23 protein-coding genes are annotated in these 22,250 nt (G+C 67.8%); 14 read left to right on the plus strand and 9 right to left on the minus strand.

Going from position 1 to position 22,250, the window contains the following annotated elements:
* Window positions 1–34: 34 nt before the first annotated feature.
* From dnaQ to AX676_RS00360, 5 genes are read right to left on the minus strand one after another with little or no spacing between them, the layout of a single operon-like run.
* A complete protein-coding gene (gene dnaQ, locus AX676_RS00340) occupies window positions 35–721 on the minus strand; it encodes a DNA polymerase III subunit epsilon (protein ID WP_066483259.1) in 687 nt (228 codons plus the stop codon).
* A gap of 7 nt (window positions 722–728) precedes the next feature.
* Entirely contained in the window at window positions 729–1,334 is a 606-nt protein-coding gene (gene coaE, locus AX676_RS00345; RefSeq protein WP_066483258.1) for a dephospho-CoA kinase, read from the minus strand.
* Window positions 1,331–2,140, minus strand: coding sequence for a shikimate dehydrogenase family protein (locus AX676_RS00350; RefSeq protein ID WP_066483256.1), 810 nt, complete (start codon window positions 2,138–2,140; stop codon window positions 1,331–1,333). Before AX676_RS00350 ends, coaE begins: the two co-directional genes overlap by 4 nt.
* Window positions 2,137–2,727, minus strand: coding sequence for a Maf family protein (locus AX676_RS00355; protein WP_082731173.1), 591 nt, complete (start codon window positions 2,725–2,727; stop codon window positions 2,137–2,139). The genes AX676_RS00350 and AX676_RS00355 overlap by 4 nt, the downstream gene beginning before the upstream one ends.
* Window positions 2,727–3,533, minus strand: coding sequence for a pyruvate, water dikinase regulatory protein (locus AX676_RS00360; protein WP_066483254.1), 807 nt, complete (start codon window positions 3,531–3,533; stop codon window positions 2,727–2,729). Before AX676_RS00360 ends, AX676_RS00355 begins: the two co-directional genes overlap by 1 nt.
* A 305-nt stretch (window positions 3,534–3,838) precedes the next feature.
* Here AX676_RS00360 and hemE point away from each other — a divergent pair, with 305 nt between their 5' ends.
* From hemE to AX676_RS00380, 4 genes are all read left to right on the plus strand, one after another.
* Entirely contained in the window at window positions 3,839–4,885 is a 1,047-nt protein-coding gene (gene hemE, locus AX676_RS00365; protein ID WP_066483251.1) for a uroporphyrinogen decarboxylase, read from the plus strand.
* Window positions 4,882–5,337 carry a CopD family protein gene (locus tag AX676_RS00370; RefSeq protein WP_066483248.1) on the plus strand — a complete coding sequence of 152 codons (456 nt, stop codon included), beginning with the start codon at window positions 4,882–4,884 and terminating at the stop codon, window positions 5,335–5,337. Before hemE ends, AX676_RS00370 begins: the two co-directional genes overlap by 4 nt.
* Before the next feature lie 188 nt (window positions 5,338–5,525).
* The gene (gene rho / locus AX676_RS00375; RefSeq protein ID WP_066483245.1) at window positions 5,526–6,782 is read left to right on the plus strand and encodes a transcription termination factor Rho; all 1,257 of its coding nucleotides are present in this window, start codon (window positions 5,526–5,528) and stop codon (window positions 6,780–6,782) included.
* 95 nt (window positions 6,783–6,877) lie between these two features.
* Window positions 6,878–7,606: a TerC family protein gene (locus AX676_RS00380; protein ID WP_066483243.1), complete on the plus strand. Its 729-nt coding sequence runs from the start codon at window positions 6,878–6,880 to the stop codon at window positions 7,604–7,606.
* A 45-nt stretch (window positions 7,607–7,651) separates the two neighbouring features.
* Here AX676_RS00380 and AX676_RS00385 read toward each other — a convergent pair whose 3' ends face one another.
* Window positions 7,652–8,350, minus strand: coding sequence for a dienelactone hydrolase family protein (locus tag AX676_RS00385; protein ID WP_066483681.1), 699 nt, complete (start codon window positions 8,348–8,350; stop codon window positions 7,652–7,654).
* Window positions 8,351–8,455: 105 nt separating this feature from the next.
* On the opposite strand from AX676_RS00385, the gene AX676_RS00390 reads away from it, so the two are divergent.
* From AX676_RS00390 to AX676_RS00415, 6 genes are read left to right on the plus strand one after another with little or no spacing between them, the layout of a single operon-like run.
* Window positions 8,456–8,686: a DUF6489 family protein gene (locus AX676_RS00390; RefSeq protein WP_066483677.1), complete on the plus strand. Its 231-nt coding sequence runs from the start codon at window positions 8,456–8,458 to the stop codon at window positions 8,684–8,686.
* A gap of 15 nt (window positions 8,687–8,701) precedes the next feature.
* The gene (gene mnmE / locus AX676_RS00395) at window positions 8,702–10,003 is read left to right on the plus strand and encodes a tRNA uridine-5-carboxymethylaminomethyl(34) synthesis GTPase MnmE (RefSeq protein ID WP_066483240.1); all 1,302 of its coding nucleotides are present in this window, start codon (window positions 8,702–8,704) and stop codon (window positions 10,001–10,003) included.
* Between the two features lie 60 nt (window positions 10,004–10,063).
* Window positions 10,064–11,905: a tRNA uridine-5-carboxymethylaminomethyl(34) synthesis enzyme MnmG gene (gene mnmG / locus AX676_RS00400; protein ID WP_066483236.1), complete on the plus strand. Its 1,842-nt coding sequence runs from the start codon at window positions 10,064–10,066 to the stop codon at window positions 11,903–11,905.
* Complete coding sequence (gene rsmG / locus AX676_RS00405) at window positions 11,902–12,522, plus strand: 16S rRNA (guanine(527)-N(7))-methyltransferase RsmG (RefSeq protein WP_066483235.1); 621 nt, start codon at window positions 11,902–11,904, stop codon at window positions 12,520–12,522. Before mnmG ends, rsmG begins: the two co-directional genes overlap by 4 nt.
* Window positions 12,513–13,292 carry a ParA family protein gene (locus tag AX676_RS00410; protein WP_066483230.1) on the plus strand — a complete coding sequence of 260 codons (780 nt, stop codon included), beginning with the start codon at window positions 12,513–12,515 and terminating at the stop codon, window positions 13,290–13,292. Before rsmG ends, AX676_RS00410 begins: the two co-directional genes overlap by 10 nt.
* Window positions 13,289–14,206: a ParB/RepB/Spo0J family partition protein gene (locus AX676_RS00415; protein ID WP_066483226.1), complete on the plus strand. Its 918-nt coding sequence runs from the start codon at window positions 13,289–13,291 to the stop codon at window positions 14,204–14,206. The genes AX676_RS00410 and AX676_RS00415 overlap by 4 nt, the downstream gene beginning before the upstream one ends.
* Before the next feature lie 31 nt (window positions 14,207–14,237).
* Here AX676_RS00415 and AX676_RS00420 read toward each other — a convergent pair whose 3' ends face one another.
* A complete protein-coding gene (locus AX676_RS00420; protein WP_066483225.1) occupies window positions 14,238–16,091 on the minus strand; it encodes a CocE/NonD family hydrolase in 1,854 nt (617 codons plus the stop codon).
* Window positions 16,092–16,349: 258 nt separating this feature from the next.
* Window positions 16,350–17,264 (minus strand): prephenate dehydratase, encoded by a 915-nt coding sequence (locus tag AX676_RS00425; RefSeq protein ID WP_066483224.1) that lies wholly within the window; start codon window positions 17,262–17,264, stop codon window positions 16,350–16,352.
* A gap of 117 nt (window positions 17,265–17,381) precedes the next feature.
* On the opposite strand from AX676_RS00425, the gene AX676_RS00430 reads away from it, so the two are divergent.
* A complete protein-coding gene (locus AX676_RS00430; RefSeq protein ID WP_066483222.1) occupies window positions 17,382–18,044 on the plus strand; it encodes a c-type cytochrome in 663 nt (220 codons plus the stop codon).
* A gap of 43 nt (window positions 18,045–18,087) precedes the next feature.
* Here AX676_RS00430 and AX676_RS00435 read toward each other — a convergent pair whose 3' ends face one another.
* The gene (locus tag AX676_RS00435) at window positions 18,088–18,447 is read right to left on the minus strand and encodes a hypothetical protein (RefSeq protein WP_066544024.1); all 360 of its coding nucleotides are present in this window, start codon (window positions 18,445–18,447) and stop codon (window positions 18,088–18,090) included.
* 191 nt (window positions 18,448–18,638) lie between these two features.
* Between AX676_RS00435 and recF the strand changes: the two genes are divergently transcribed.
* The 3 genes from recF (at window position 18,639) to AX676_RS00450 (ending at window position 22,221) form a co-directional block, all read left to right on the plus strand.
* Window positions 18,639–19,712, plus strand: a complete 1,074-nt coding sequence (gene recF / locus AX676_RS00440; protein ID WP_066483218.1) for a DNA replication/repair protein RecF — start codon at window positions 18,639–18,641, stop codon at window positions 19,710–19,712.
* 186 nt (window positions 19,713–19,898) lie between these two features.
* The gene (locus AX676_RS00445; RefSeq protein ID WP_066483212.1) at window positions 19,899–21,251 is read left to right on the plus strand and encodes a DEAD/DEAH box helicase; all 1,353 of its coding nucleotides are present in this window, start codon (window positions 19,899–19,901) and stop codon (window positions 21,249–21,251) included.
* A gap of 193 nt (window positions 21,252–21,444) precedes the next feature.
* Entirely contained in the window at window positions 21,445–22,221 is a 777-nt protein-coding gene (locus AX676_RS00450; RefSeq protein WP_066483209.1) for a sulfite exporter TauE/SafE family protein, read from the plus strand.
* Window positions 22,222–22,250 lie beyond the last annotated feature (29 nt).

The following is a 22,250-nucleotide window of genomic DNA, read 5'->3' on the forward strand; positions in this document are numbered from 1 at the left end:
TTCATCCGCGGTCGGACGCCGCGGCTCCCGTCGCTCAGCCGGCGACGCCGTCACGCCATAAAGGCGACGTGATCTGGTCGACAAACGCGGCATGGCGGGCGAGTTCTTCATCGCTGATCGAAAAAATCCGTGGCGGCCGCATCGCGGCGGGTGCCGCGCGCACGACCTGGCCGACGACGATCGCTTCGGCGGTCAGGCCCAGCCCGATCTGGCGACCGCCGGTCAGCTCGACATAGACCTGCGCCAGCAACTGCGCATCGAGCAGTGCGCCGTGGACGACACGGCGGCTGCGGTCGACGCCGAAGCGCACGCACAGCGCATCGAGCGTCAGCTTGGCACCGGGATGGCTGCGCTTGGCGATGGCGAGCGTGTCGACCATCCGTTCGATCGCGACCGGGGACCGACCGCATTGTTCGAGCTCGCCGTTCAGAAAGCCGAAGTCGAACGCGGCATTGTGCGCGACGAGCGGCGCGTCGCCGATGAAGTCGAGCAGCGCGTCGGCGATGTCGACGAAGACGGGCTTGTCGGCGAGGAACGCGTCGGACAGGCCGTGCACGCGCTGCGCATCGGGCGACATCGGCCGTTGCGGATTGACGTAGCTGTGAAAGAAGCGGCCGGTTTCGCACCGGTTGATCATCTCGACGCAGCCGATTTCGACGAGCCGGTCACCGCCGGAAAAACTGAGTCCCGTCGTTTCGGTATCAAACACGATTTCGCGCATCCAATCCTTATCGGCTCGTGCTGGCGGTTAGGCAAGCGATCAACGCACGCACCGCCGCGCGCGTCTCCGCGATCGTCGTGTCGGTGGCGATGATGTGGTCGGCGCGCGCGCGCTTTTCGGCGTCGGGCAGCTGTCGGCCCAGAATGGCGGCGAATTTTTCCGGCGTCATGCCGTCACGCGCCAGCACGCGGGCACGCTGGACCTCCGGATCGGCGGAGACGACGAGCACCCGGTCGACCAGCTGCGCGCCGCCGGTTTCGAACAACAGCGGGACGTCGAGCACGACCAGCGGCGCATCGGCATTGGCGGCGAGAAAGTCCTGGCGCAGCGCACCGACCGCGGGGTGGACGATCCCCTCCAGCCGGTGCATCGCCGCGGGGTCGTTCAGCACCCGTGCGCCGAGTCGCGCACGATCGACCCCGCCCGGTCCGGTGGTGCCGGGAAATGCGGCCTCGATCGGGGCGACCAGCACACCGTCCGGCCCCTGCAGCGCGTGGACCGCGGCATCGGCATCGAAGACCGCAATCCCTTCGTCGCGGAACATCGCCGCCACCGTCGATTTGCCCATGCCGATCGAGCCGGTCAGGCCAAGGATCAGCGGGCGGCGGCTCATCCGGTCAGCCGGGCGCGCAGTTCATCATCCCGGTCGCGCGGCGGTTCGGCGCCGAAGAACAGCTCGAACGCGAGCGCCGCCTGGCCGATCAGCATGTCGAGCCCATCGACGGTATCGAGCCCGCGATCGCGCGCACGGGCGAGCAGGCCGGTTTCGAGCGGCGAATAGACGATGTCGTAGACGATCGCATCCTCCGGCAGGGTCGAAAGGTCGAGATCGAGCGACGGCTGGCCGGTCATGCCGAGCGTACTGGCATTGACCAGGAGGGCGACCGGGGGAATCGGCGCGTCGAGCGGCTTGACCTCGCCCTTCAGCCCGAATTGCGCGAGCAATGCCGCGGCCTTGAGCGGGGTGCGGTTGAACAGCGTGACCGGCCCGACGCCCAGTCGCGCCAGCGCGAAAAGCACCGCGCGCGCCGCGCCGCCCGCGCCGACCACCGCGACCGGCCGGGCGGTGAGATCGAGCGCCGAAATCGGCGACCAGAACCCGGCCGCGTCGGTATTGGTGCCGGTCAGCGTACCGGCTTCGTCGCGGAATACCGTGTTGATTGCGCCGATCGAGGCACGTACCCCGCCGGGATCGGCGACATGGTCGAGCGCGGCGAGCTTGTGCGGGAGCGTCACATTGCACCCGCGCCAGTCGGGATCGGCGGCGCGATCGGCGAAATAGCCGGGCAGCGCGTCGGCGGTGACGTGATGCGCGCGATAGGCGGCATCGATCCCCAGCGCCTCGAGCCAGAAGCCGTGGATCAGCGGCGATTTGGAGTGTGCGATCGGATCGCCGATCACTTCGGCATAGACCGTCATGACGCCAATTCCCCCCGCACGCGCAGATAATCGAGCACCGGCAGCAACGGCAGGCCGAGCACCGTGAAATGGCTGCCCTCGATACGGCCGAACAGCTGCGCCCCGGCGCCCTCGATGCGGTAGCATCCGACGCAGCCCGAGATTTCGGGCCATTCGCGGTCGAGATAGCTGTGGATAAAGTCTGTGGACAGGCGGCGGACATGCATCCGCGCACGATCGACAAAACGCCAGACCGGCTGGCCGTTTTCGGCGATTACTGCAGCGCTCCACAGGCTGTGGACAGTGCCCGACATGCGTTGGAGGTGATCGGCCGCCTCCTCCCGGCTGCCCGGCTTGTCGAGCAGCGTGCCGTCCGCCAGCTCGACCACCGAATCCGATCCCAGCACCAGCGCGCCGGGTACGCGCGCCGACACGCGCAGCGCCTTCATTTCGGCCAGGCGATCGGCGAGGTCGCGTGCCGCAGCGTCCGGCATCGCCGCCTTGATCGCGTCCTCATCCACCCCGCTGGCGGTGGCGGTAAAGCCGACCCCGGCGGCGTCGAGCATCGCGCGGCGCGATGCGCTGGTCGAGGCGAGGACGAGCGCCACTACTGGCCGCGTTCGTTGACCAGCGTGATGATCGCCGCGGCGGTTTCCTCGATCGAGCGCCGGGTGACGTCGATCACCGGCCAGCCATTGTCGGCGAACATCCGCCGGGCATAGGCGACCTCGCGGGCCACCGCGTCCTGATCGACATAGGCGGTCTCGGGCGCCTGGTTGAGGAGAAGCAGGCGATTGCGACGCACCTGGATCAGCCGCTCCGCGCTGGTGGTCAGCCCCACGATCAGCGGGCGCTTGAGCGTGAACAGGGCGGCGGGCGGCGGGCTTTCGACGACGATCGGGATGTTCGCGGTCTTGTAGCCGCGGTTGGCGAGGTAGATCGAGGTCGGGGTCTTCGACGATCGCGACACGCCGGCAAGCAGGATGTCGGCCTCCTCCCAGTCCTCCCAGGCAACGCCGTCGTCATGCGCGATGGTGAACTGGATCGCATCGACGCGCGCGAAATAGGCGGCGTCGAGGACGTGCTGGCGACCGGGCCGCGCCTTCATCTCCTGACCGAGCAGGCTGGACAGCGCATGGTTGACCGGATCGAGCGGCGCGATCGCGGGCAGACCCAGGATCCGGCAGCGCGATTCCAGCGTCCGGCGGATCTGGGGATTGACGAGGGTGAACAGCACCAGTCCCGGGTTCTGGGCGATTTCGGTCAGGATGCGCTCAAGGTGCGTCTCGCTGCGCACCATCGGCCAGAAATGGCGCATGGTCTCGACATCGTCGAACTGCGCCAGCGCCGCCTTGGCGATATTTTCCAGCGTCTCGCCCGTTGAATCCGACAGCAGGTGCAGATGGAGGCGCATTCGCTCAGCGCGACAAGGCTGTGGACAACATGGGGGCCAGCGGTAGCGCAACCCGGTCGCCCGGCCAAGCGCGACGATGGCTGTCGACGACACGCGCCCTGTCCACATCGCCATCGACAGGTGGACAAGCCATCCCGCGGCTGTGGATGATGTGGAGAAGCATGGCGACTCCCAATGCCAATGCGCACCTTGTCGGAGTCAAGCTGTTGGCGATATGAGGACGACCGAGTTCATCCCGCCTTCCACGCCACCACCACTACATCATCCTTTCATAGATTCCTTTAATTGAAGAAGAGGGACGTCCGCTGAACCCCGTGACGAACGCAAAACCCCTGCTGGCCGTCCTGCACGGCGCACGCCAGGCGATCCCGCCGATGTGGCTGATGCGCCAGGCCGGACGCTACCTGCCCGAATATCGTGCGCTGAGGGAAACCAAGGGCGGGTTCCTGGAGCTGGCGACCGATGCCGAGGCGGCGGCCGAGATCACCGTCCAGCCGCTGCGCCGGTTCAGCTTTGATGGTGCCATCCTGTTTTCGGACATCCTGATGGTGCCGATGGCGCTTGGCCAGCGGCTGTGGTTCGAAACTGGCGAGGGGCCCCGGCTGGCACCGTGCATCAAGTCGGGCGCGGACCTCGACGCGCTGGTCGCGCCGGGCCATGCGGTGCTCGAGCCGGTGTATCAGACGGTGCGCAACGTCGCCGCGATGCTCGATCCCGCCACCACCTTCCTCGGCTTTGCCGGCAGCCCGTGGACGGTCGCGACCTATATGATCGCCGGGCAGGGCAGCAAGGAACAGGCGGAGGCGCGCCGGCTGGCCTATCGCGACCCCGGGCTGATGCAGGCGCTGGTCGACCGGATCATCGACATGACCGTCGACTATCTCGACCATCAGATCGAAGGCGGGGTCGAGGCGGTGCAATTGTTCGACAGCTGGGCCGGCAGCCTGAGCCCTGCGCAATTCGAGCAATGGGTGATCGCCCCCAATGCGGCGATCGTCGCCCGGCTGAAGGCGCGGCGGCCAGATACGCCGATCATCGGCTTTCCCAAGGGCGCCGGGGGCAAATTGCCCGCCTATGCGCGCGAGACCGGCGTCGATGCGCTCGGGCTGGACGAGACGGTCGATCCGGTGTGGGCCGATGCGAATGTCCCGGAAAACATGCCGGTTCAGGGCAATCTCGACCCGCTGGCGCTGATCGCCGGGGGTGAGGCGCTCGATCGTGCGGTCGACCGCATCCTCGCCGCCTTTCCCGCGCGGCCGCATGTGTTCAACCTGGGCCACGGCATCCTGCCCGACACGCCGATCGCGCATGTCGAGGCGCTGGTCGCGAAGATCAGGGGCGGCGCGCGATGATCGGCTGGCTGGGCGCGGCCTATCCCTGGGTCAAGGCGGCGCATGTCATCTTCGTCATCTTCTGGATGGCGGGGCTGTTCATCCTGCCGCGTTACCTGGTGCATCATCAGGAGGGGCTGGGCGACCCCGCCGAGGCGCCGCGCTGGATCGCCCGCGAGGCCAAGCTGCGCAAGATGATCCTGACCCCGTCGCTGATCGCGGTGTGGGTGATCGGCCTGGCGCTGGCCGCCAATCTGGGCCTGTTCGAGGGTGCGGACGGACTGGGCTGGCTGCATGCCAAGCTGCTGGTCGTGGTGCTGCTCAGCGGTTATCACGGCTGGGCGGTCGGCTATGCGCGACGGCTCGAGGCAGGCAGACCCTATCTCAAGCCGCGCCAGCTGCGGATGCTCAATGAAGTGCCGGCGCTCGGCGTTTCGCTCGCCGTCATCCTGGCCATCGTCAAGCCGTTCTGAACCGATCCCGCTGCCTGCTTTCGCTTGACTTGAAATCGCGGCGTACTTACCTCCGGTGGCGTAGATGACGTCCCGGGACTCCCCGGGTGTTTTCCGCGTCCCTCCTCCAGCATCGTCAGCGCGCAACCGTACCGCCGACTGAAGCTTTCCCCCCGATACACAATCCAATCCCCACCCGGATTCCAGATATGCACTTGAAAGATTTGAAGAAGAAAGCGCCCGCCGAGCTGGTCGAGATGGCCGAGGCGCTGGGCGTCGAAGGCGCGTCGACGATGCGCAAACAGGACCTGATGTTCGCCATTCTGAAGGTCCAGGCCGAAAACGGCGACCAGATCATGGGCGTCGGCACGATCGAGGTGCTGCCCGACGGCTTCGGCTTCCTGCGCAGCCCCGAGGCCAACTACCTGGCCGGTCCCGACGACATCTATGTCTCGCCCAACCAGGTCCGCAAGTTCGGCCTGCGCACCGGCGATACCGTCGAAGGCGAAATCCGCGCGCCGAAGGACGGCGAACGCTATTTCGCGCTGACCAAGCTCGTCTCGGTCAATTTCGATGATCCCGATGCGGTGCGGCATCGCGTCAATTTCGACAATCTGACGCCGCTTTATCCCGATTCGAAGCTGACCCTCGATCCGTCCGACCCGACCCAGAAGGACAAGTCGGCGCGCGTCATCGACATCGTGTCGCCCCAGGGCAAGGGCCAGCGCACGCTGATCGTCGCGCCGCCGCGCGTCGGCAAGACGGTGATGCTGCAGAACATCGCCAAGGCGATTACCGACAATCATCCCGAAGTGTTCCTGATCGTGCTGCTGATCGACGAGCGGCCCGAGGAAGTCACCGACATGCAGCGCAGCGTGAAGGGCGAGGTCGTCTCCTCCACCTTCGACGAACCCGCGCAGCGCCACGTCCAGGTCGCCGAGATGGTGATCGAAAAGGCCAAACGCCTGGTCGAGCACAAGAAGGATGTTGTCATCCTGCTCGATTCGATCACGCGCCTCGGCCGTGCCTACAACACCGTGGTCCCGTCGTCGGGCAAGGTGCTGACCGGCGGTGTCGATGCCAACGCGCTGCAGCGGCCCAAGCGTTTCTTCGGCGCGGCGCGCAACATCGAGGAAGGCGGATCGCTTTCGATCATCGCGACCGCGCTGATCGATACCGGCAGCCGCATGGACGAAGTGATCTTCGAAGAGTTCAAGGGCACCGGCAACTCCGAGATCGTCCTCGATCGCAAGGTGGCGGACAAGCGCATCTTCCCCGCGCTCGACGTCGGCAAGTCGGGTACCCGCAAGGAAGAGCTGCTGGTCGAGAAGGACACGCTGTCCAAGATGTGGGTGCTGCGTCGCATCCTCATGCAGATGGGCACCATCGACGCGATGGAGTTCCTGCTCGACAAGATGAAGAATTCGAAGACCAACGAGGATTTCTTCGATTCGATGAACCAGTGAGCGATCGGCCGCGTCGCGGCCGCATCGATCGCCGATCTGGCGCGTTGAACGGCGGTCGAAGCGCCGCACGGCGCGATCTGCTACAGGAAATCTGAATGCTCGACCTGATCTTCCACATGGCCGCCGGGGCACAGGGGATTGGTTCGCCCGCCGATATCTGGGCGAATATCCTCAAGGATTTTTCCAACATCACCGAACCCGCCGCGCTCGCCGCATTCGGATCGGTGCTGGCCATCGACCTCGTGCTGGCGGGCGACAACGCGATCGTGGTCGGCGCGCTTGCCGCGGGGCTGCCGGCGGATCAGCGCCGCAAGGTCATCCTGATCGGGATCGGCGCGGCGCTGGTATTGCGCATCGCGTTCGCGCTGGTCGTCAGCTGGCTGATGGGGATTGTCGGGCTGATCTTTGCCGGCGGCCTCTTGCTCCTGTGGGTCAGCTGGAAATTCTGGCGCGAGCTTCGCCATACGGCCCCCAATCCGGGTTCGGCCGAGATCGGCGGCGACGAGCATTCGGGGCTGAACCCCGCACGCAGCTTTGCCGGTGCGGCCTGGGCGGTCGCGGTTGCCGACGTGTCGATGAGCCTGGACAACGTCCTTGCCGTCGCGGGCGCGGCGCGCGAGCATCCGGGCATTCTGGTCGTCGGGCTGCTGCTGTCGGTCGCGCTGATGGGGCTGGCCGCCAACCTGATCGCGCGGATCATCGATCGCTATCGCTGGATCGCCTATATCGGACTGGCGGTGATCGTGATCGTGGCCGGCCGGATGATCTATGACGGCTGGGTCGGGACCGACGAGACGATGGGCCTCGCCGGCTTCTTCATGTGACGGCATGCCCGCCGCGGCCCGACCGGGCGCGCGACGGGCGGATCGTCAGCCGAGATGTTCGGCAAAGAAATCGGCGGTGCGCTGGTCGGCCAGCTGTGCCGCAGCATCCGACCGGCGTTTGCCCATTTCGGTGGCGAAGCCGTGATCCTCGCCCGGATAATCGTGCAATACGACCCTGGGATGCGCGTCGAGCCCGGCGTGCATCGCCGCCTGCGTCGCCGCGTCGACAAAGCCGTCTTCGCCCGCGATATGCAGCATGAGCGGCCGCGCGATCGCATGGCTTTCATGGAGCAGCTGGTCGATGGCCACCGCATAATAGCCGACGCTGGCGTCGATGTCGGTCCGCGTTGCGGTCATATAGGCCAGCCGCCCGCCCAGACAGTAGCCGACCGCCCCGACCTTGCCCCCGCCGACCTGCGCACGCGCGGCACGGATCGTCGCCTCGATGTCCCGAATGCCCATGTCCTGGTCGAAGGTGCCGAACAGGTCGAGCCCGCGCTGGAGCTGGTCGGGGATATCGGGATCGAGCTCGATGCCCGGCTCGATCCGCCAGAACAGGTCGGGGGCGAGCGCGAGATAGCCGTCGGCGGCGAGCCGGTCGCACTTCCGCCGGATGCCCGCGTTCACGCCGAAAATTTCCTGGATCACGATGATCGCGGCGCGCGGCGTTGCCGCCGGGCGCGCGACATAGGCATCGAATTGGGCGCTGTCGTTCAGCGTGGGGATGGCGAGGGTTTCGGACATGATCGCTCCTGTCGACAAGATTTGCAGTTCACCCGCCCCCGCGCGCATAACGATGCCACTGCGCTCTAGCAGGCCGCGCGACGCGTGCTCAAGCAGGGAGAAACCATGAAGATCAACGTCGAGATCGAATGCACGCCGGAAGAGGCGCGGCGCGCGATGGGCCTGCCGGACTTTACCCCGGTGCACGAGAAATATGTGAATAACATATTGGAAACCATGGATAAAGGCGTCTCACCCGAGCTGGTTGAACAAATGATGCAAAGCTGGGCGCCGATGGGCGAGGCGGGCATGAATTTCTGGCGCAAGATGTTCGAAATGGGCAGCAAGACGGGTTGAGCCGGGACTAGCGCGATGGACACCATCTATGCGTTGTCGAGCGGCGCACCGCCGGCGGCGATCGCGGTGCTGCGGATCAGCGGGCCGGACGCGGGCGCGGCGCTTCCGGCCTTGGGCATAACGACACGGCCAACCCCGCGCCGGGCGACGCTGGCGACGTTGCGGCGCGGCGGGTCGGCGGGCGAGGTGCTCGACCGCGCGATCCTGTTGTGGTTCGCGGGCCCGGCGACGGTGACCGGGGAGGATCTGCTCGAACTCCACCTCCATGGCGGTCGCGCGGTTATTCGCACGGTCGAGGCGGAGCTTGCGCGCCTGCCCGGATTTCGGCTGGCCGAACCGGGCGAGTTCACGCGGCGCGCGTTGACGGCGGGGCGGATCGACCTGACCGAAGCAGAGGGACTCGCCGACCTCCTTGCCGCAGAAACCGAGGGCCAGCGGCGCGCGGCCCAGCGGATGAGCGAGGGGGCGTTGCGCCAGCGCGTCGAGCAATGGACCGACCGGCTGCTCACCCTGGCCGCGATGATCGAAGCGCTGCTCGATCACGGCGACGAAGGGGATGTCCTGGCCGAGCGCGACCTGATCGACGGCGTGCGTTCGGGTGCCGCCGAACTGGCCGATGCGATCGCGCCGGTGCTGGCCCAGCCGCCGGTCGAGCGCCTGCGCGACGGCGTACGCGTCGTTCTCGCCGGGCCCCCCAATGCGGGCAAGTCGACCTTGCTCAATGCGCTGGCCGAGCGGGAGGCGGCGATCGTCTCCCCCATTGCCGGGACGACGCGCGACCGAATCGAGGCGCAGCTGGTGCGCAACGGCATCGCCTATGTGCTCACCGACACGGCGGGCCTGGTCACCGCGACGGCCGATCCGATCGAAGCGATCGGGGTTGCACGCGCGCGCGATGCCATGGCCAGCGCCGACATTCTCCTGTGGCTCGACGATGCGCCGCCGCCCGCATCCTCGTCCGAGGTCATTGCCGTTCATCCGCGCAGCGACATGCCGGATCGGCAAGGGCCGACCAGGGACGGTCGGCTCGTGCTGTCGGCGCGAACGGGGGAGGGGATCGGTGCGCTATGGGCGCGGATCGAGCAAGTCGCCCGCCGGCTGTTGCCCCCCCCCGATATCGTGGCGCTCAACCAACGGCAACGCGGCTTGCTGAGCGAGGTCGAGCTCGCGCTGCGGTCAGCGGTGGCTCAGGACGACCCGGTCCTGATCGCGGAGGATTTGCGCGCCGCGCGCGTCGCGTTCGATCGCATGACGGGGCGCGCCAGCGTCGAATCGATGCTTGATTCGCTGTTTGGGCGGTTCTGCATCGGCAAATAGCCGATGTTCCACGTGGAACAGCTTTGACGACGACGCGACCAATGCGTAGCGGGCGGGGCGATGACTCAGAACTTCGACATCATCATTGTCGGCGGCGGGCATGCCGGGACCGAGGCGGCCGCGGTCGCCGCGCGCCGGGGCGCGCGTGTCGCCCTGATCAGCTTCGACCTGAGCAAGGTCGGCGCGATGTCGTGCAATCCCGCGATCGGCGGTCTGGGCAAGGGGCATCTGGTCCGGGAAGTGGACGCGTTCGACGGTCTGATTGCGCGCGCCTCCGATGCGGCGGCGATTCATTACCGGATGCTCAATCGCAGCAAGGGGACCGCGGTTCAGGGTCCGCGCGTCCAGGCCGACCGCGTGCGGTATGCAGCGGCGATTCAGGCGATGCTGCGCGCGCAGCCGGGTCTGAGCCTAATCGAGGGCGAGGCGGCGGCGCTGATCGTGGAGCGGGGCAGGGTGGCCGGACTCGAGCTGGGTGATGGGCGGCACCTGTCGGCACCGGCGGTGGTGCTGGCGACCGGCACTTTTCTGGGCGGACGCATTTTCCGTGGCGAGGAGCGCGGGGAGGGCGGTCGTGTCGATGAGCGGGCGGCGACCGTGCTCGGCCTCCAACTCCGCGCGCTGGGTCTGCCGATGGCCCGGCTGAAGACGGGGACACCGCCGCGAATCGACGGGCGGACGATCGACTGGGCCGCACTCGAATCGCAACCGAGCGACGTCGAGCCGTGGACGATGTCGCCGACGACAGCGGGCCGGGCGTTGCCTCAGCTATTCTGTGCGATCACGCGGACCAATGCGGCGACGCACGAGATCATCCGCGCGGCGCTCGATCGGTCGCCGCTCTTCACGGGCGCGATCGGTGCGGCGGGCCCGCGCTATTGCCCCTCGATCGAGGACAAGATCCACCGCTTCGGCGACCGTGACGGTCATCAGATCTTTCTGGAGCCCGAGGGACTCGACACGCCGCTCGTCTATCCCAACGGCATATCAACCTCACTTCCCACCGACGTTCAGCGGGCGATGCTGCGCGCCATCGATGGGCTTGCGCACGCCGAAATCGTCACGCCCGGCTATGCGGTCGAATATGACCATATCGACCCGCGCGCGTTGACCCCGGGGCTTGAGGTGCTGGCGATGCCCGGCCTGTTTTGCGCGGGCCAGATCAACGGCACCACGGGCTATGAGGAAGCCGCCGCCCAGGGGCTGATTGCCGGCATCAACGCCGCGGCCCACGCGATCGGCGTTGCACCGTTCCATGCCGATCGCGCCACGAGCTATCTTGGCGTGATGATCGACGATCTCGTCACCCAGGGAGTTACCGAGCCCTATCGCATGCTGACCGCGCGTGCGGAATATCGGCTGCGGCTGCGCGCCGACAATGCGGTCACCCGCCTCGGCCCGACCGCGCAGGCGCTGGGTTGTCTGAGCGCACCGCGCGCCGATTGGCAGCAGGCGCGTTTCGACCACCGCCGGGCGCTCGACGCGCACTTCGCCGGGCCGATCACCGCGTCCGAGCTGCGCCAGCGCGGCGCCGACATCGCGCTGGATGGCGCGCGTCGATCGGCGGCGGCGTGGCTGCGCTTTCCGGGCGTAGATGTCGCGCATGTCGCGCCGGGGCTCGACCCCGATCGCGATCCCGTGCTCGCCGAACTGATCGAGGATGCGCGCTATGCGCCCTATTTGGAGCGGCAGGACGAGGAGGTCGCCGCTTATCGCGACAACGAAGCGATTGGCCTCCCGCCCGATTTCGACTTCGCCGCAGTGCGTGGCCTGTCGGCGGAAATGGTTGAGCGACTCGCTGCCGCGCGACCGGCGACGTTGGGTGCGGCGGGGCGGGTTCGCGGGATCACCCCGGCTGCGCTGACCGCGATTTTGCTGCATCATCGGCGACGTGCGGCGTGAACGAAGAGGCAGCGCGCGCGTGGATCCGGGCACGTTTCGGTGTTTCACGTGAAACAGGGCTGGCGGCGTTTCTCGACCTGCTGATCGCGGAAAATACGCACCAGAATCTGATCGCGCCGTCCACGGTGGCGACCGCATGGAGCCGGCACATCCTCGATTCGGCACAGCTCGTGCCGCTCGCAGCAGATCGCCACGGTACCTGGATCGACATCGGATCGGGGGCGGGGCTGCCCGGCATCGTCGTCGCCATCCTGCGCGATCAGCCCGTCCTGCTCGTCGAGCCACGTCGTCGCCGCGCCGAGTTCCTGGCCGACACGGCGCGCGCCCTGGGTCTCGATCAGGTCGAGGTCAGCCAACGCCGGATCGCACAGGTGGCGCATCCGCCGGCCGCGGTGATCAGCGCGCGCGCGGTCGCCGGCCTGCCCGAATTGCTCCGCGACGCGGTGCACCTCAGCACGGCCGCGACCTTGTGGCTGCTCCCCAAGGGGCGGAGCGCGCAATCGGAGGTGGCGGCGGCGCGACAGACATGGCAAGGTCGGTTCCACGTGGAACCCAGCCTGACCGAACCGGACTCCCGGATCGTCGTCGCGACGGAGATCAGCGCCCGATGTTCGTGATCACCATTGCCAATCAGAAGGGCGGGGTCGGCAAGACGACGACCGCGATCAACGTCGGCACCGCGCTCGCGGCGACGGGGTTGCGCGTGCTGCTGATCGACCTCGATCCCCAGGGCAATGCCTCGACCGGCTTCGGCATCGGCCGTGCCGACCGCGAGCTGTCGAGCTATGACCTGTTGATCGGCGAAGTCGGTCTCGACGACGTCGCGGTGCGCAGCCGCGTGCCCGGCCTCGACATCGTGCCCGCGACCGTCGACCTGTCGGGCGCCGAGATCGAGCTGATCGAGTTCGATCAGCGCACTCACCGGCTCGACCAGGCGATCGCGCGCAGCAGCGATCGCTGGGACGTGATCCTGATCGATTGCCCGCCGTCGCTGGGCCTGCTGACGATCAATGCGATGGTGGCCAGCCATTCGCTGCTGGTGCCGCTGCAATGCGAGTTCTTCGCACTCGAGGGGCTGAGCCAGCTGTTGAGCACGGTCGAACGCATTCGCTCGCGCTTCAATCCCGGGCTGGCCATTCTGGGCGTGGTGCTGACCATGTACGACCGACGCAACCGGCTGACCGACCAGGTGTCTGATGATGTTCGCGCGGTGCTCGGCCGCGTCGTGTTCGACACTGTCATCCCGCGCAACGTTCGCCTGTCCGAGGCGCCGAGCCATGGCATGCCGGCGTTGATTTACGACCATCGCTGCGCGGGTTCGGAGGCCTATATCGCGCTCGCCCGCGAAGTGATCGATCGCCTGCCCAAGACCGCCCAGGCCGCATGACCGAGCCCACCAACCCCGCCGCCGCCCGTAAACCCCGTCCCGGCCTTGGCCGCGGGCTGAGCGCATTGCTCGGCGATGTCCAGCGCGTCGACGAACCCGGCGCGACCGGCCAGGTTCAGGCGAGCGGCGTGCGGCAATTGCCCGTCGGCTCGCTGGTGCCGCACCCCGGCCAGCCGCGCCGCTTCTTCGACGAGGCGGCGCTCGACGATCTCGCCGCATCGATCGCGGCGCGCGGGCTGATCCAGCCGATCGTCGTGCGTCCGCACGGCAAGGAATACCAGATCGTTGCCGGCGAACGCCGCTGGCGCGCCGCCCAGCGTGCACGGCTGCACGAGGTGCCGGTGATCGTCCGCGATCTCGACGATGCCGAGACGCTGGAAATCGCGCTGCTCGAGAATATCCAGCGCGAGGACCTGAATGCGATCGAGGAAGCCGACGCCTATGCCAAGCTGATCAAGGAATATGGGCATAGCCAGGAGGCGCTGGCCAAGCTGGTCCACAAATCGCGCAGCCATGTCGCCAATCTGATGCGCCTGCTCGACCTGCCGCCCGAGGTGCAGCGCCACGTCATCGACGGCACGCTGACGATGGGCCACGCCCGCGCGCTGGTCAACGCGCCGGACCCGGAGGCGCTGGCGGCGCGCGTCATCGCGCGTGGCCTGTCGGTGCGCGAGACCGAAAAGCTGGCGCGCGACGCCAAGCCGGGCGGGCAGGGTGCTGGCGAATCGCGCCGGACGACCCGCAATCCGACCGCGGATGCCGATATTTCTGCCTTGGAACAACAACTTGGCGACGTACTCGGCCTGGGGGTGCGGATCGCGCATGGCGACAAGGGCGGCACGCTGACGATCAGCTACGCCTCGCTCGACCAGCTCGATATGGTCTGTCAGCGGCTGAGCGGGGATGTGATCTGACGCGCGGCCGCACCCGGCGCCCACCCGCCCCTTACATCACCGGCAACGCGACATAGGACCCGCCGCACACGCGATGCGTCGCCTTGCGGAAATCGCTCGCCTTCGCCGTATAGATATTGGGAACGAAGGTCTGCGGGTTGCGGTCGATCACCGGGAACCAGGTCGACTGGACCTGTACCATCAGTCGATGCCCCTTGCGGAACACGTGATCATGATCGCGCAGCGGCACATCCCAGGCGCGCACCTGATCGGCGACCAGCGGCTTGGCGACCGCATTGCCGTCGAGCCAGCGTCCGCGCCGCACCTCCATTGCCACGGGTAGCTGATAGCCGTTGAGCGTCTTGAGATAGTCGGCCGGCACCGGTTCGTAGTTGTCGGGGAAGACGTCGATCAGCTTGACGACCATGTCGGCGTCGGTACCGCTGGTCGCCGCCATCAGCCGCGCGGCGATCGCACCGGTGACGGTCAGGTCGCTTTCCAGCGGCGCGCTGACATAGGTGAGCACGTCGGGCCGCCCGTCGACGAACCGCTGGTCGGCGGCTTCCCACCATTGCCATTCGGGCGAGGGATAGGTGCGTGAGATCGGGCGCGCGCGGAACGGCACCGGGCTCGCCGGATCGGAGACATAATCGCGGCACGCCGTGTCGGCCGGCGCGGTGAACGACAGGCTGCCGTCGGTGTGCAGGTAAAGGTTGCGCATCTCGCGCGGTTTGGGCGGCCATTGCGCATAGTCGCGCCATTGCCACGATCCGCTCTGGAACATCTTCGCTTCGAATCGCGGCTGCGCGCCCTTGCCATGCAGCCAGTAGCGAAAGAACGGCGCTTCGACATCACGGCGGAATTCGGTGCCGCTCTCGACCCCCATCGGGATGTTGCCCAGCCGGTCGCCCGGCGAGCGCCAGCTGCCGTGATTCCACGGCCCCGCGACCATCAGGTTCAGTCCGTCGGGATCGTCCTGCTCCATCCGCTCATAGATTTTCCAGCTGCCGCTCGGATCCTCCTGATCCCAGAAGCCCGCGACGTGGAGCGTCGGCACCGTGGTGCGTCCAAGCCGGTCGGTCCAGTGTTGGCGACGCCAGTGGTCGTCATAGTCGGGATGCGCGATCATCGCGGTCAGCATCGGCACGGTGCCGCGCATATACTGGCTGTCGAGATTGCTGACCGGCCCCAGCTTCAGGAAGAAGTCGTAACTGTCGACAAACCCGCTGCCATAGGGAAATTCGGCATTCTCCTTGTTGTGCTGCAGCGAATAGAGCCAGTCGGTCGCATAGGTGAGCCGCATCGCGCCATAGCGATGCAGGTCGTCGTTGAGCCACCAGTCGTTCCACGCCGCCTGCGGGCTGACCGCCTTCAGCGCGGGATGCGGGCGGGCGAGCGCGATCGCGGCGGCATAGCCGGGATAGCTGACCCCCCACATCCCGACGCGGCCGTTGTTTGCGGGCACGCGCTTCACCAGCCAGTCGATCGTGTCATAGGCGTCGGTCGCTTCATCGACCGCCTTCGACCCCGCCGGCGCCAATTCCATCGACATGGTGAACTTGCCGTCCGACTTGAAGCGGCCGCGCATGTTCTGGAACACCAGGATATAGCCGTCCTCGGCCATGTATTGCATCGTGCGCGGGGTTTGCGGCGGCGGCGCGTCGGGCACGCCATAAGGGGTGCGCTGAAGCAGGATCGGCAGCGGCCCCGATTTGCCGACGGGGCGCATGATCACCGTCTGCAGCCGCGCGCCGTCGCGCATCGGGATCATCACTTCCTCGAAGGTGAAGGCGGCGGTGGGCTGGGCCTGCGGCGCGGATTGCGGCGCCGGCTGGGCCTGGGGTCGCGCCAGCGCACTCGAAGCCGCAAGCAGCAATGCCAGCGCCAGACCTGTCCTCACCCGCATCGCCCGCTCCCTCGATTACCCGGCTGCCAGATCAGCCGATCGGGGCTGGCTTGTCGAGGGGGACCAAGGAGACAGAATGGCCCTAATGCAATCTCGTCGCCCCGGGCTTGACCCGGGGCTCCGCTTCTCTTGCGACGGCTGAGGCAGCGGGACCCCGGGTCAAGCCCGGGGCGACGGCAATGGGTGACAAACTGAAAGCCCCTCCCCTTCAGGGGAGGGGTTGGGGTGGGGCCTCTCCACCAAAGCGCCCTCGCAACGCTACCCCCGCCGGCGCGCGCTCGGATAGGTGCCGAGCAGCCGCACCCATTTGGTGTGAAAGGCCAGTTCCTCCAGCGCGCGGTCGACCGCCGGGTCGCCGGGCGCGCCCTCGATATCGGCGTAGAATTGCGTGGCGGCGAAGCTGCCGCCGGTCTGATAGCTTTCCAGCTTGGTCATGTTGATGCCGTTGGTGGCAAAGGCACCCAGCGCCTTGTAGAGCGCGGCGGGGATGTTGCGTACTTCAAAGATGAAGGTCGTCATCTGGTCGCGTGCGGGCTCAATCGTCCCCGCGGCACGGGCCAGCACGACGAAGCGCGTCGTGTTGTGCCCGGCATCCGCGATATCGTCCGCCAGCAGGTTGAGGCCGTAGAGCGCGGCCGCCGCCGCCGGAGCGAGCGCGCCGACCGCCGGATCGGCGCGCTCGGCGACCAGGGCGGCGGCACCCGCCGTGTCGGCATAGGCGAGGGGAGCGATCCCGCGGGCGCGTAACCAGTGGCGACATTGGCCCAGCGCCTGTTCGTGGCTCATCACCTGGCGCACCTCGTCGATCGTCCCGCTCGCCATCAGCGCGTGGCGGATCGGCAGAAAGGTCTCGCCGGTGATGAACAGGTCCGATTCGGGCAGCAGGAAATGGATGTCGGCGACGCGCCCGTGCAGCGAATTTTCGATCGGAATGATCGCGCGGCCCGCCCGCCCGTCGCGCACCGCATCGATCGCGTCGGTGAAGCTGAAACAGGGGAGCGGCAGCCCGTCGGGCAGGGCGAGCTGCTGCGCGACATGGCTGTTCGCGCCCGGTGCGCCCTGAAATGCGACCGCGCGCGCGGGATCGGCGGCGGCGGCGGCGGTCATCGCCGCGATGATCGGGCGCGCAGGCGCGGCATAGCTCTGGACGGCGGGCGCGGAGGGTCCGGACATGGGGCTGACCGCCTATCGGCCCGTGGAGGGGGACGCAAGCTCGGCTTGCGGTGCACAAAAGCCTTTACTAAAGGGGCACCACTTTCCCGATGGGCTTTGATTGGACGTTCTCACAACATGGATAGTCGCACGAACACGATCGCTGGATGGGTTTTGGCGGGCTGCGTCGCGGCACTCGGCCTGACGATCGGCAGCGAAATGGTGTTCGAATCCGAGCGCCCGGAGAAGATGGGCTATCCGATCGCCGGCGTCGAGGCGGGCGGCGAGGGTGGTGGCGAGGCCGAAGTGCCGATCGCGACGCTGCTGGCCAGCGCCGATGTCGCCGCGGGCCAGGCGAGCTTTCAGAAATGCGCGTCATGCCACTCGATCAACGCCGGCGGCGCGAACGGCATCGGCCCCAACCTGCACGGCATTGTCGGCAAGCCGCATGCGGCGGTGGCGGGATTCGCCTATTCCGACGCGCTCAAGGCGGTTGGGGGCCCGTGGGATTTCGATGCGCTCAACGCCTGGCTGACCAGCCCGCGCAAATATGCGTCGGGCACCAAGATGAGCTTCGCCGGCCTGTCCGACCCGCAGGAACGCGCCAACGTTATCGCCTATCTGAACAGCCAGGGCTCGAACCTGCCGCTGCCCGCGGCACCGGCCGACGCCGCGACCGATGCCGAGGCGAATGTCGCCGACGCGGGCTCGACCGGTGATCTGGCCGACAACGCGACCGCCGCGCCGGGCGCGCCCTCGGTCGATCCCGCCGCTGCCGAACGCGCCGCCGACGCGGAGTGATCGGGGGCTCGACGCGCCTCCAGGCGCAGGCAGTCGACAGCCTTCACTTCGCCAGCAGCGCGCTCGCCCTTGCCCGGCCCGCATCACGGATCGCGCGGGCCTTTGCTTCCGCTTGCTCGCGGACCAGCCGCGCGTCGGCGCGCTTGGCCTCGGCATAGACCTTGGCGCGTCGCGCGTCGTAATTACCGCTTTGTCCTGCCTGGTTGAGCATTGCCTCCGCCTCGGCCTCGAGCTTCGCGGCGCGATCCTCCGCCTCGGCCTCGATCGCGTCGGCCTGCGCCTCGGCGGTGTCGCGAATCTGTTCGGCCTGCCGTTCCTGCGGAGTTGGCGGGGTACAGCCGCCCGCCACCAGCATGAGCGCAAGCGCGATCATCGCGGTACGGGCGGGGTTCCGAATCGGCATCGTGTCTTTTCCTGTTCAGCTGTAACCTCATGAAACCCGCGGCGCGGCGGTTGGTTTCGCCCCCGCCACGATCACGTTGCCGATGCCGCGCGGCATGGTCGGCGCACAGACGCATCGATCGGGTCCGCTGGTGCGGCGTCGGTCGCGCGACGCGTTTCCCCGCACTGCGGAAACGCTCTAGGGACGAATTCATGCTCACGCGCCTGCGGCTCACCGATTTTCGCAACCACGCGCTTGCCACGCTGATGCCGGGGCCGGGTCGCGTGGTGCTGACCGGGGACAATGGCGCGGGCAAGACCAATGTGCTGGAGGCGATTTCGCTGCTTGCCCCCGGTCGCGGCCTGCGGCGCGCCGCACTTGGCGACATGGCGCGCCAGCACGGGCCCGGCGGCTTCGGCGTGGCCGCGATGCTGGGCGACGGCGTGTCGATCGCCACCGGGGCGGAAGCCGCCGCGCCCGAACGCCGGATCGTGCGGATCAACGACGCGCCGGCGCCGGCCAGCGCGCTTGCCGAGCGGCTGACGGTACTTTGGCTGACCCCGGCGATGGACCGGCTGTTCGTCGACGCGGCCGGCGATCGTCGTCGCTTCCTCGACCGGCTGACGCTGGCGCTCGCGTCCGGGCACGGGGTGCAGTCGACGCGCTACGAAGCCGCGATGCGCGAGCGCAACCGGCTGCTTGCCGACGATCGTCCGGCCGATCCGGCCTGGCTCGCCGCGCTGGAGCGCCGCATGGCCGAACATGGTGCGGCGATCGATGCGGCACGGCGCGAGACGCTGGCGCTGCTTCAGGCCGAATTGGACGTCGCCGGCGCGGCACCCTTCCCCAGCGCCGCGCTCGAACTCACCGGCTGGCAGGGCGACGCCGCGGCTTTGCTCGACCAACTGGCGCGGGGTCGCGCGCGCGATCGCGCCGCCGGGCGGGCGCTGTCCGGCCCGCATCGCTGCGACCTGGCCGTCACGCATCGTGAGAAGGATCAGCCCGCGCATCTCTGCTCGACCGGCGAGCAAAAGGCGCTGCTGATCGGTATCGTGCTGGCCCACGCCGCGCTGGTCGCCCGCCGCATCGCGCGCGCGCCGGTGCTGCTGCTCGATGAAGTCGCCGCGCATCTCGACCCCGTCCGGCGCGCCGCGCTGTTCGATCGGCTGGCTAATCTGGGCCAGGTGTGGATGACCGGCACTGAACCGACGCTCTTCGACACGATCGCCGGGTCGGCGACACATTTCACCGTGGGGCCCGACGGCATCCTCCTCCGTCAACCTTGACTTTCCGGGCGAACGCGCCTATTTGCCGCGTCGCAGCACGGCCTCATGCAGCGTGATCGGGCGACATTCTCGCCCCGGCTCGGCCCTTTTGCTCCACCGGCTTCCCTAGTCACGCGGGTCGTCAATCTCGACCCCGGCCGTCGTGCGTCTGTGCGCGGCGCAGCCGACCTATATTCAGGAACTTTTATGACATTCCAGTCGCTTGGCCTTTCCAAGGCCGTGCTCGACGCGCTTGCGTCCAAGAATTACACCGACCCCACGCCGATTCAGCGCCAAGCGATCCCCGCGCTGCTCGACGGCCGCGACCTGCTCGGCATCGCCCAGACCGGCACCGGCAAGACCGCGGCGTTCATCGCGCCGTCGATCGACAATCTGGTCAAGGCCAATGAACGGCGCAAGCCGATGCGCTGCCGCATGCTGGTGCTCGCCCCCACGCGCGAACTGGCCAGCCAGATCGCCGACAGCGCGCGCGCCTATGCCAAATTTACCAAGCTGACCGTCGCCACCGTGTTTGGCGGCGTGCCGATCGCGCGCAACCGCCGCGACACGTCGGCGGGTGTCGACATCCTGGTTGCCACCCCGGGCCGCTTGATGGACCTGATCGAACAGCGCTGCATGAGCCTGGGCGACCTCGAGATCCTGGTGCTCGATGAGGCCGACCAGATGCTCGACCTGGGCTTCATCCATACCCTGCGCAAGATCGTGGCGATGCTGCCCAAGAACCGCCAGTCGCTGTTCTTCTCGGCGACCATGCCCAAGGACATCAAGGACCTCGCCGACAAGTTCCTGACCGATCCGGTCGAGGTCAAGGTTGCGCCGGTCGCCACCACCGCCGAACGCGTCGAGCAATATGTCACCTTCGTCAATCAGGCGGAAAAGCAGGCGCTGCTGACCTTGTTCTTCCAGAAGAACGAAATCGACCGCGCGCTTGTCTTCACCCGCACCAAGCACGGTGCCGACCGGGTCGTGAAGCTGCTGGCGTCGAACGGCATCGCGTCCAACGCGATCCACGGCAACAAGAGCCAGCCGCAGCGCGAAAAGGCGCTGGCGGAGTTCCGTGCCGGCAAGGTGCCGATCCTGGTCGCCACCGACATCGCCGCGCGCGGCATCGACGTGTCGGGGGTCAGCCATGTCGTCAATTTCGAGCTGCCCAATGTCGCCGAACAATATGTCCACCGCATCGGCCGCACCGCGCGCGCCGGGGCGGATGGCGTCGCCTTCGCCTTCTGTGCCGAGGACGAGCGCGCCTATCTGCGCAGCATCGAGAAGCTGACCCGCCAGTCGATCTCGGTCGTGCCGCTGCCCGCCAATTTCCAGGCGGAGGCGGATCGCATCAAGTCGAGCCGCGTCGGCCCGATCCCGGCCGAACGCCCGGAACGTCCGCGCCAGCAACAGGGCCCGCGCCGTCCGCGTGCCACGCATTCGGCGCAGCCGGCGGGTGCCGGTCGCCCCGGCGGCAATCGCGGCGGCGGCAATCGTCGTGGCCGTGGCGGCGGCGGCGGCGGCGGCGGCCGTCGTCCGGCCAGCGCCCAGGGCTGACCGGCGCGCGGACGCGCCAAAACCTGATCCATAGCCACGTCGCCCCAGCGAAAGCTGGGGCCTCGGGCCAATTGCGCGCACTGACAGCATGAGAGACCAGCTTTCGCTGGCCTGACGGCTGGGGTGTCCCGGAGTTGAAACAGCGCAGGCGCGCACCATTGCCGCGCGGCCCTGATCCGCTATCGGAGCCCGCATGAACCCGGTCACCGCCTCCCTGCTCGCCGCGCTCGCCGGATTGCTCGGCGGCGCGATGAACGCGCTGGCCGGGGGCGGCACCTTTGCCACCATGCCGACGCTGGTCGCGCTCGGCCTTCCCGCCCCGGTCGCCAACGCAACGAGCAACGTCGCCCTGCAACCGGGCGCGATCGCCAGCGCATGGTCGTACCGGACGGGGCTTGAGCCGATCGGCGGCCTGTCGGTTCGTGCGCTGGGCATGGTGACCTTTGCCGGCGGGCTGATCGGCAGCCTGCTGCTCGTCGCGACGCCGACGCGGGTCTTCGACCTGCTCATCCCCTGGCTGCTGCTGATCGCGACGCTCGCGCTGATCTTCGGCCGGCGGGCGAGTGCGGCGCTGCACGCCCGCCTGACGATCGGTCAGCGCACGCTGGTCGTCGCCCAGGCGCTGCTCGGCACCTATGGCGGCTATTTCGGCGGTGGCGTCGGCCTGATGATGACCGCAACCTGGGGGCTGCTCGCCGGCGTGATGCCGCACCGGCTGATGGCGGCGCGCACGCTGATGCTCGCGATTGCGAATGCCGCGGCGACGCTGATCTTCGTGTTCGCCGGCATCGTTTCCTGGGGGTTGTGCGTCCCGATGCTGATCGGGGCGACCGCCGGCGGCTATGGCGGCGCGGCACTGGGCAAGCGGCTGGCCCCGGCGCTGATCCGGGGTTGGACGATCGTCGTCACCTGCGTGACCACCGCGATCTTCTTTTTGCGCGCCTATTTTCCGAATATTGCCCTATTCTGATGTCGCTGCGGCGGGGCCCCTGCTGCAAC

Source organism: Sphingomonas sp. CCH21-G11 (assembly GCF_001555965.1).
Lineage (GTDB): Bacteria > Pseudomonadota > Alphaproteobacteria > Sphingomonadales > Sphingomonadaceae > Sphingomonas.

Bases quoted from the DNA above. Each gene is read 5' to 3' on its own strand.
- dnaQ (WP_066483259.1), bottom strand. From the start codon at position 721: ATGCGCGAAATCGTGTTTGATACCGAAACGACGGGACTCAGTTTTTCC.
- coaE (WP_066483258.1), bottom strand. From the start codon at position 1,334: ATGAGCCGCCGCCCGCTGATCCTTGGCCTGACCGGCTCGATCGGCATG.
- AX676_RS00350 (WP_066483256.1), bottom strand. From the start codon at position 2,140: ATGACGGTCTATGCCGAAGTGATCGGCGATCCGATCGCACACTCCAAA.
- AX676_RS00360 (WP_066483254.1), bottom strand. From the start codon at position 3,533: ATGCGCCTCCATCTGCACCTGCTGTCGGATTCAACGGGCGAGACGCTG.
- AX676_RS00370 (WP_066483248.1), top strand. From the start codon at position 4,882: ATGATCGGCTGGCTGGGCGCGGCCTATCCCTGGGTCAAGGCGGCGCAT.
- rho (WP_066483245.1), top strand. From the start codon at position 5,526: ATGCACTTGAAAGATTTGAAGAAGAAAGCGCCCGCCGAGCTGGTCGAG.
- AX676_RS00380 (WP_066483243.1), top strand. From the start codon at position 6,878: ATGCTCGACCTGATCTTCCACATGGCCGCCGGGGCACAGGGGATTGGT.
- AX676_RS00385 (WP_066483681.1), bottom strand. From the start codon at position 8,350: ATGTCCGAAACCCTCGCCATCCCCACGCTGAACGACAGCGCCCAATTC.
- AX676_RS00390 (WP_066483677.1), top strand. From the start codon at position 8,456: ATGAAGATCAACGTCGAGATCGAATGCACGCCGGAAGAGGCGCGGCGC.
- mnmE (WP_066483240.1), top strand. From the start codon at position 8,702: ATGGACACCATCTATGCGTTGTCGAGCGGCGCACCGCCGGCGGCGATC.
- mnmG (WP_066483236.1), top strand. From the start codon at position 10,064: ATGACTCAGAACTTCGACATCATCATTGTCGGCGGCGGGCATGCCGGG.
- AX676_RS00410 (WP_066483230.1), top strand. From the start codon at position 12,513: ATGTTCGTGATCACCATTGCCAATCAGAAGGGCGGGGTCGGCAAGACG.
- AX676_RS00415 (WP_066483226.1), top strand. From the start codon at position 13,289: ATGACCGAGCCCACCAACCCCGCCGCCGCCCGTAAACCCCGTCCCGGC.
- AX676_RS00420 (WP_066483225.1), bottom strand. From the start codon at position 16,091: ATGCGGGTGAGGACAGGTCTGGCGCTGGCATTGCTGCTTGCGGCTTCG.
- AX676_RS00425 (WP_066483224.1), bottom strand. From the start codon at position 17,264: ATGTCCGGACCCTCCGCGCCCGCCGTCCAGAGCTATGCCGCGCCTGCG.
- AX676_RS00430 (WP_066483222.1), top strand. From the start codon at position 17,382: ATGGATAGTCGCACGAACACGATCGCTGGATGGGTTTTGGCGGGCTGC.
- AX676_RS00435 (WP_066544024.1), bottom strand. From the start codon at position 18,447: ATGCCGATTCGGAACCCCGCCCGTACCGCGATGATCGCGCTTGCGCTC.
- recF (WP_066483218.1), top strand. From the start codon at position 18,639: ATGCTCACGCGCCTGCGGCTCACCGATTTTCGCAACCACGCGCTTGCC.
- AX676_RS00445 (WP_066483212.1), top strand. From the start codon at position 19,899: ATGACATTCCAGTCGCTTGGCCTTTCCAAGGCCGTGCTCGACGCGCTT.
- AX676_RS00450 (WP_066483209.1), top strand. From the start codon at position 21,445: ATGAACCCGGTCACCGCCTCCCTGCTCGCCGCGCTCGCCGGATTGCTC.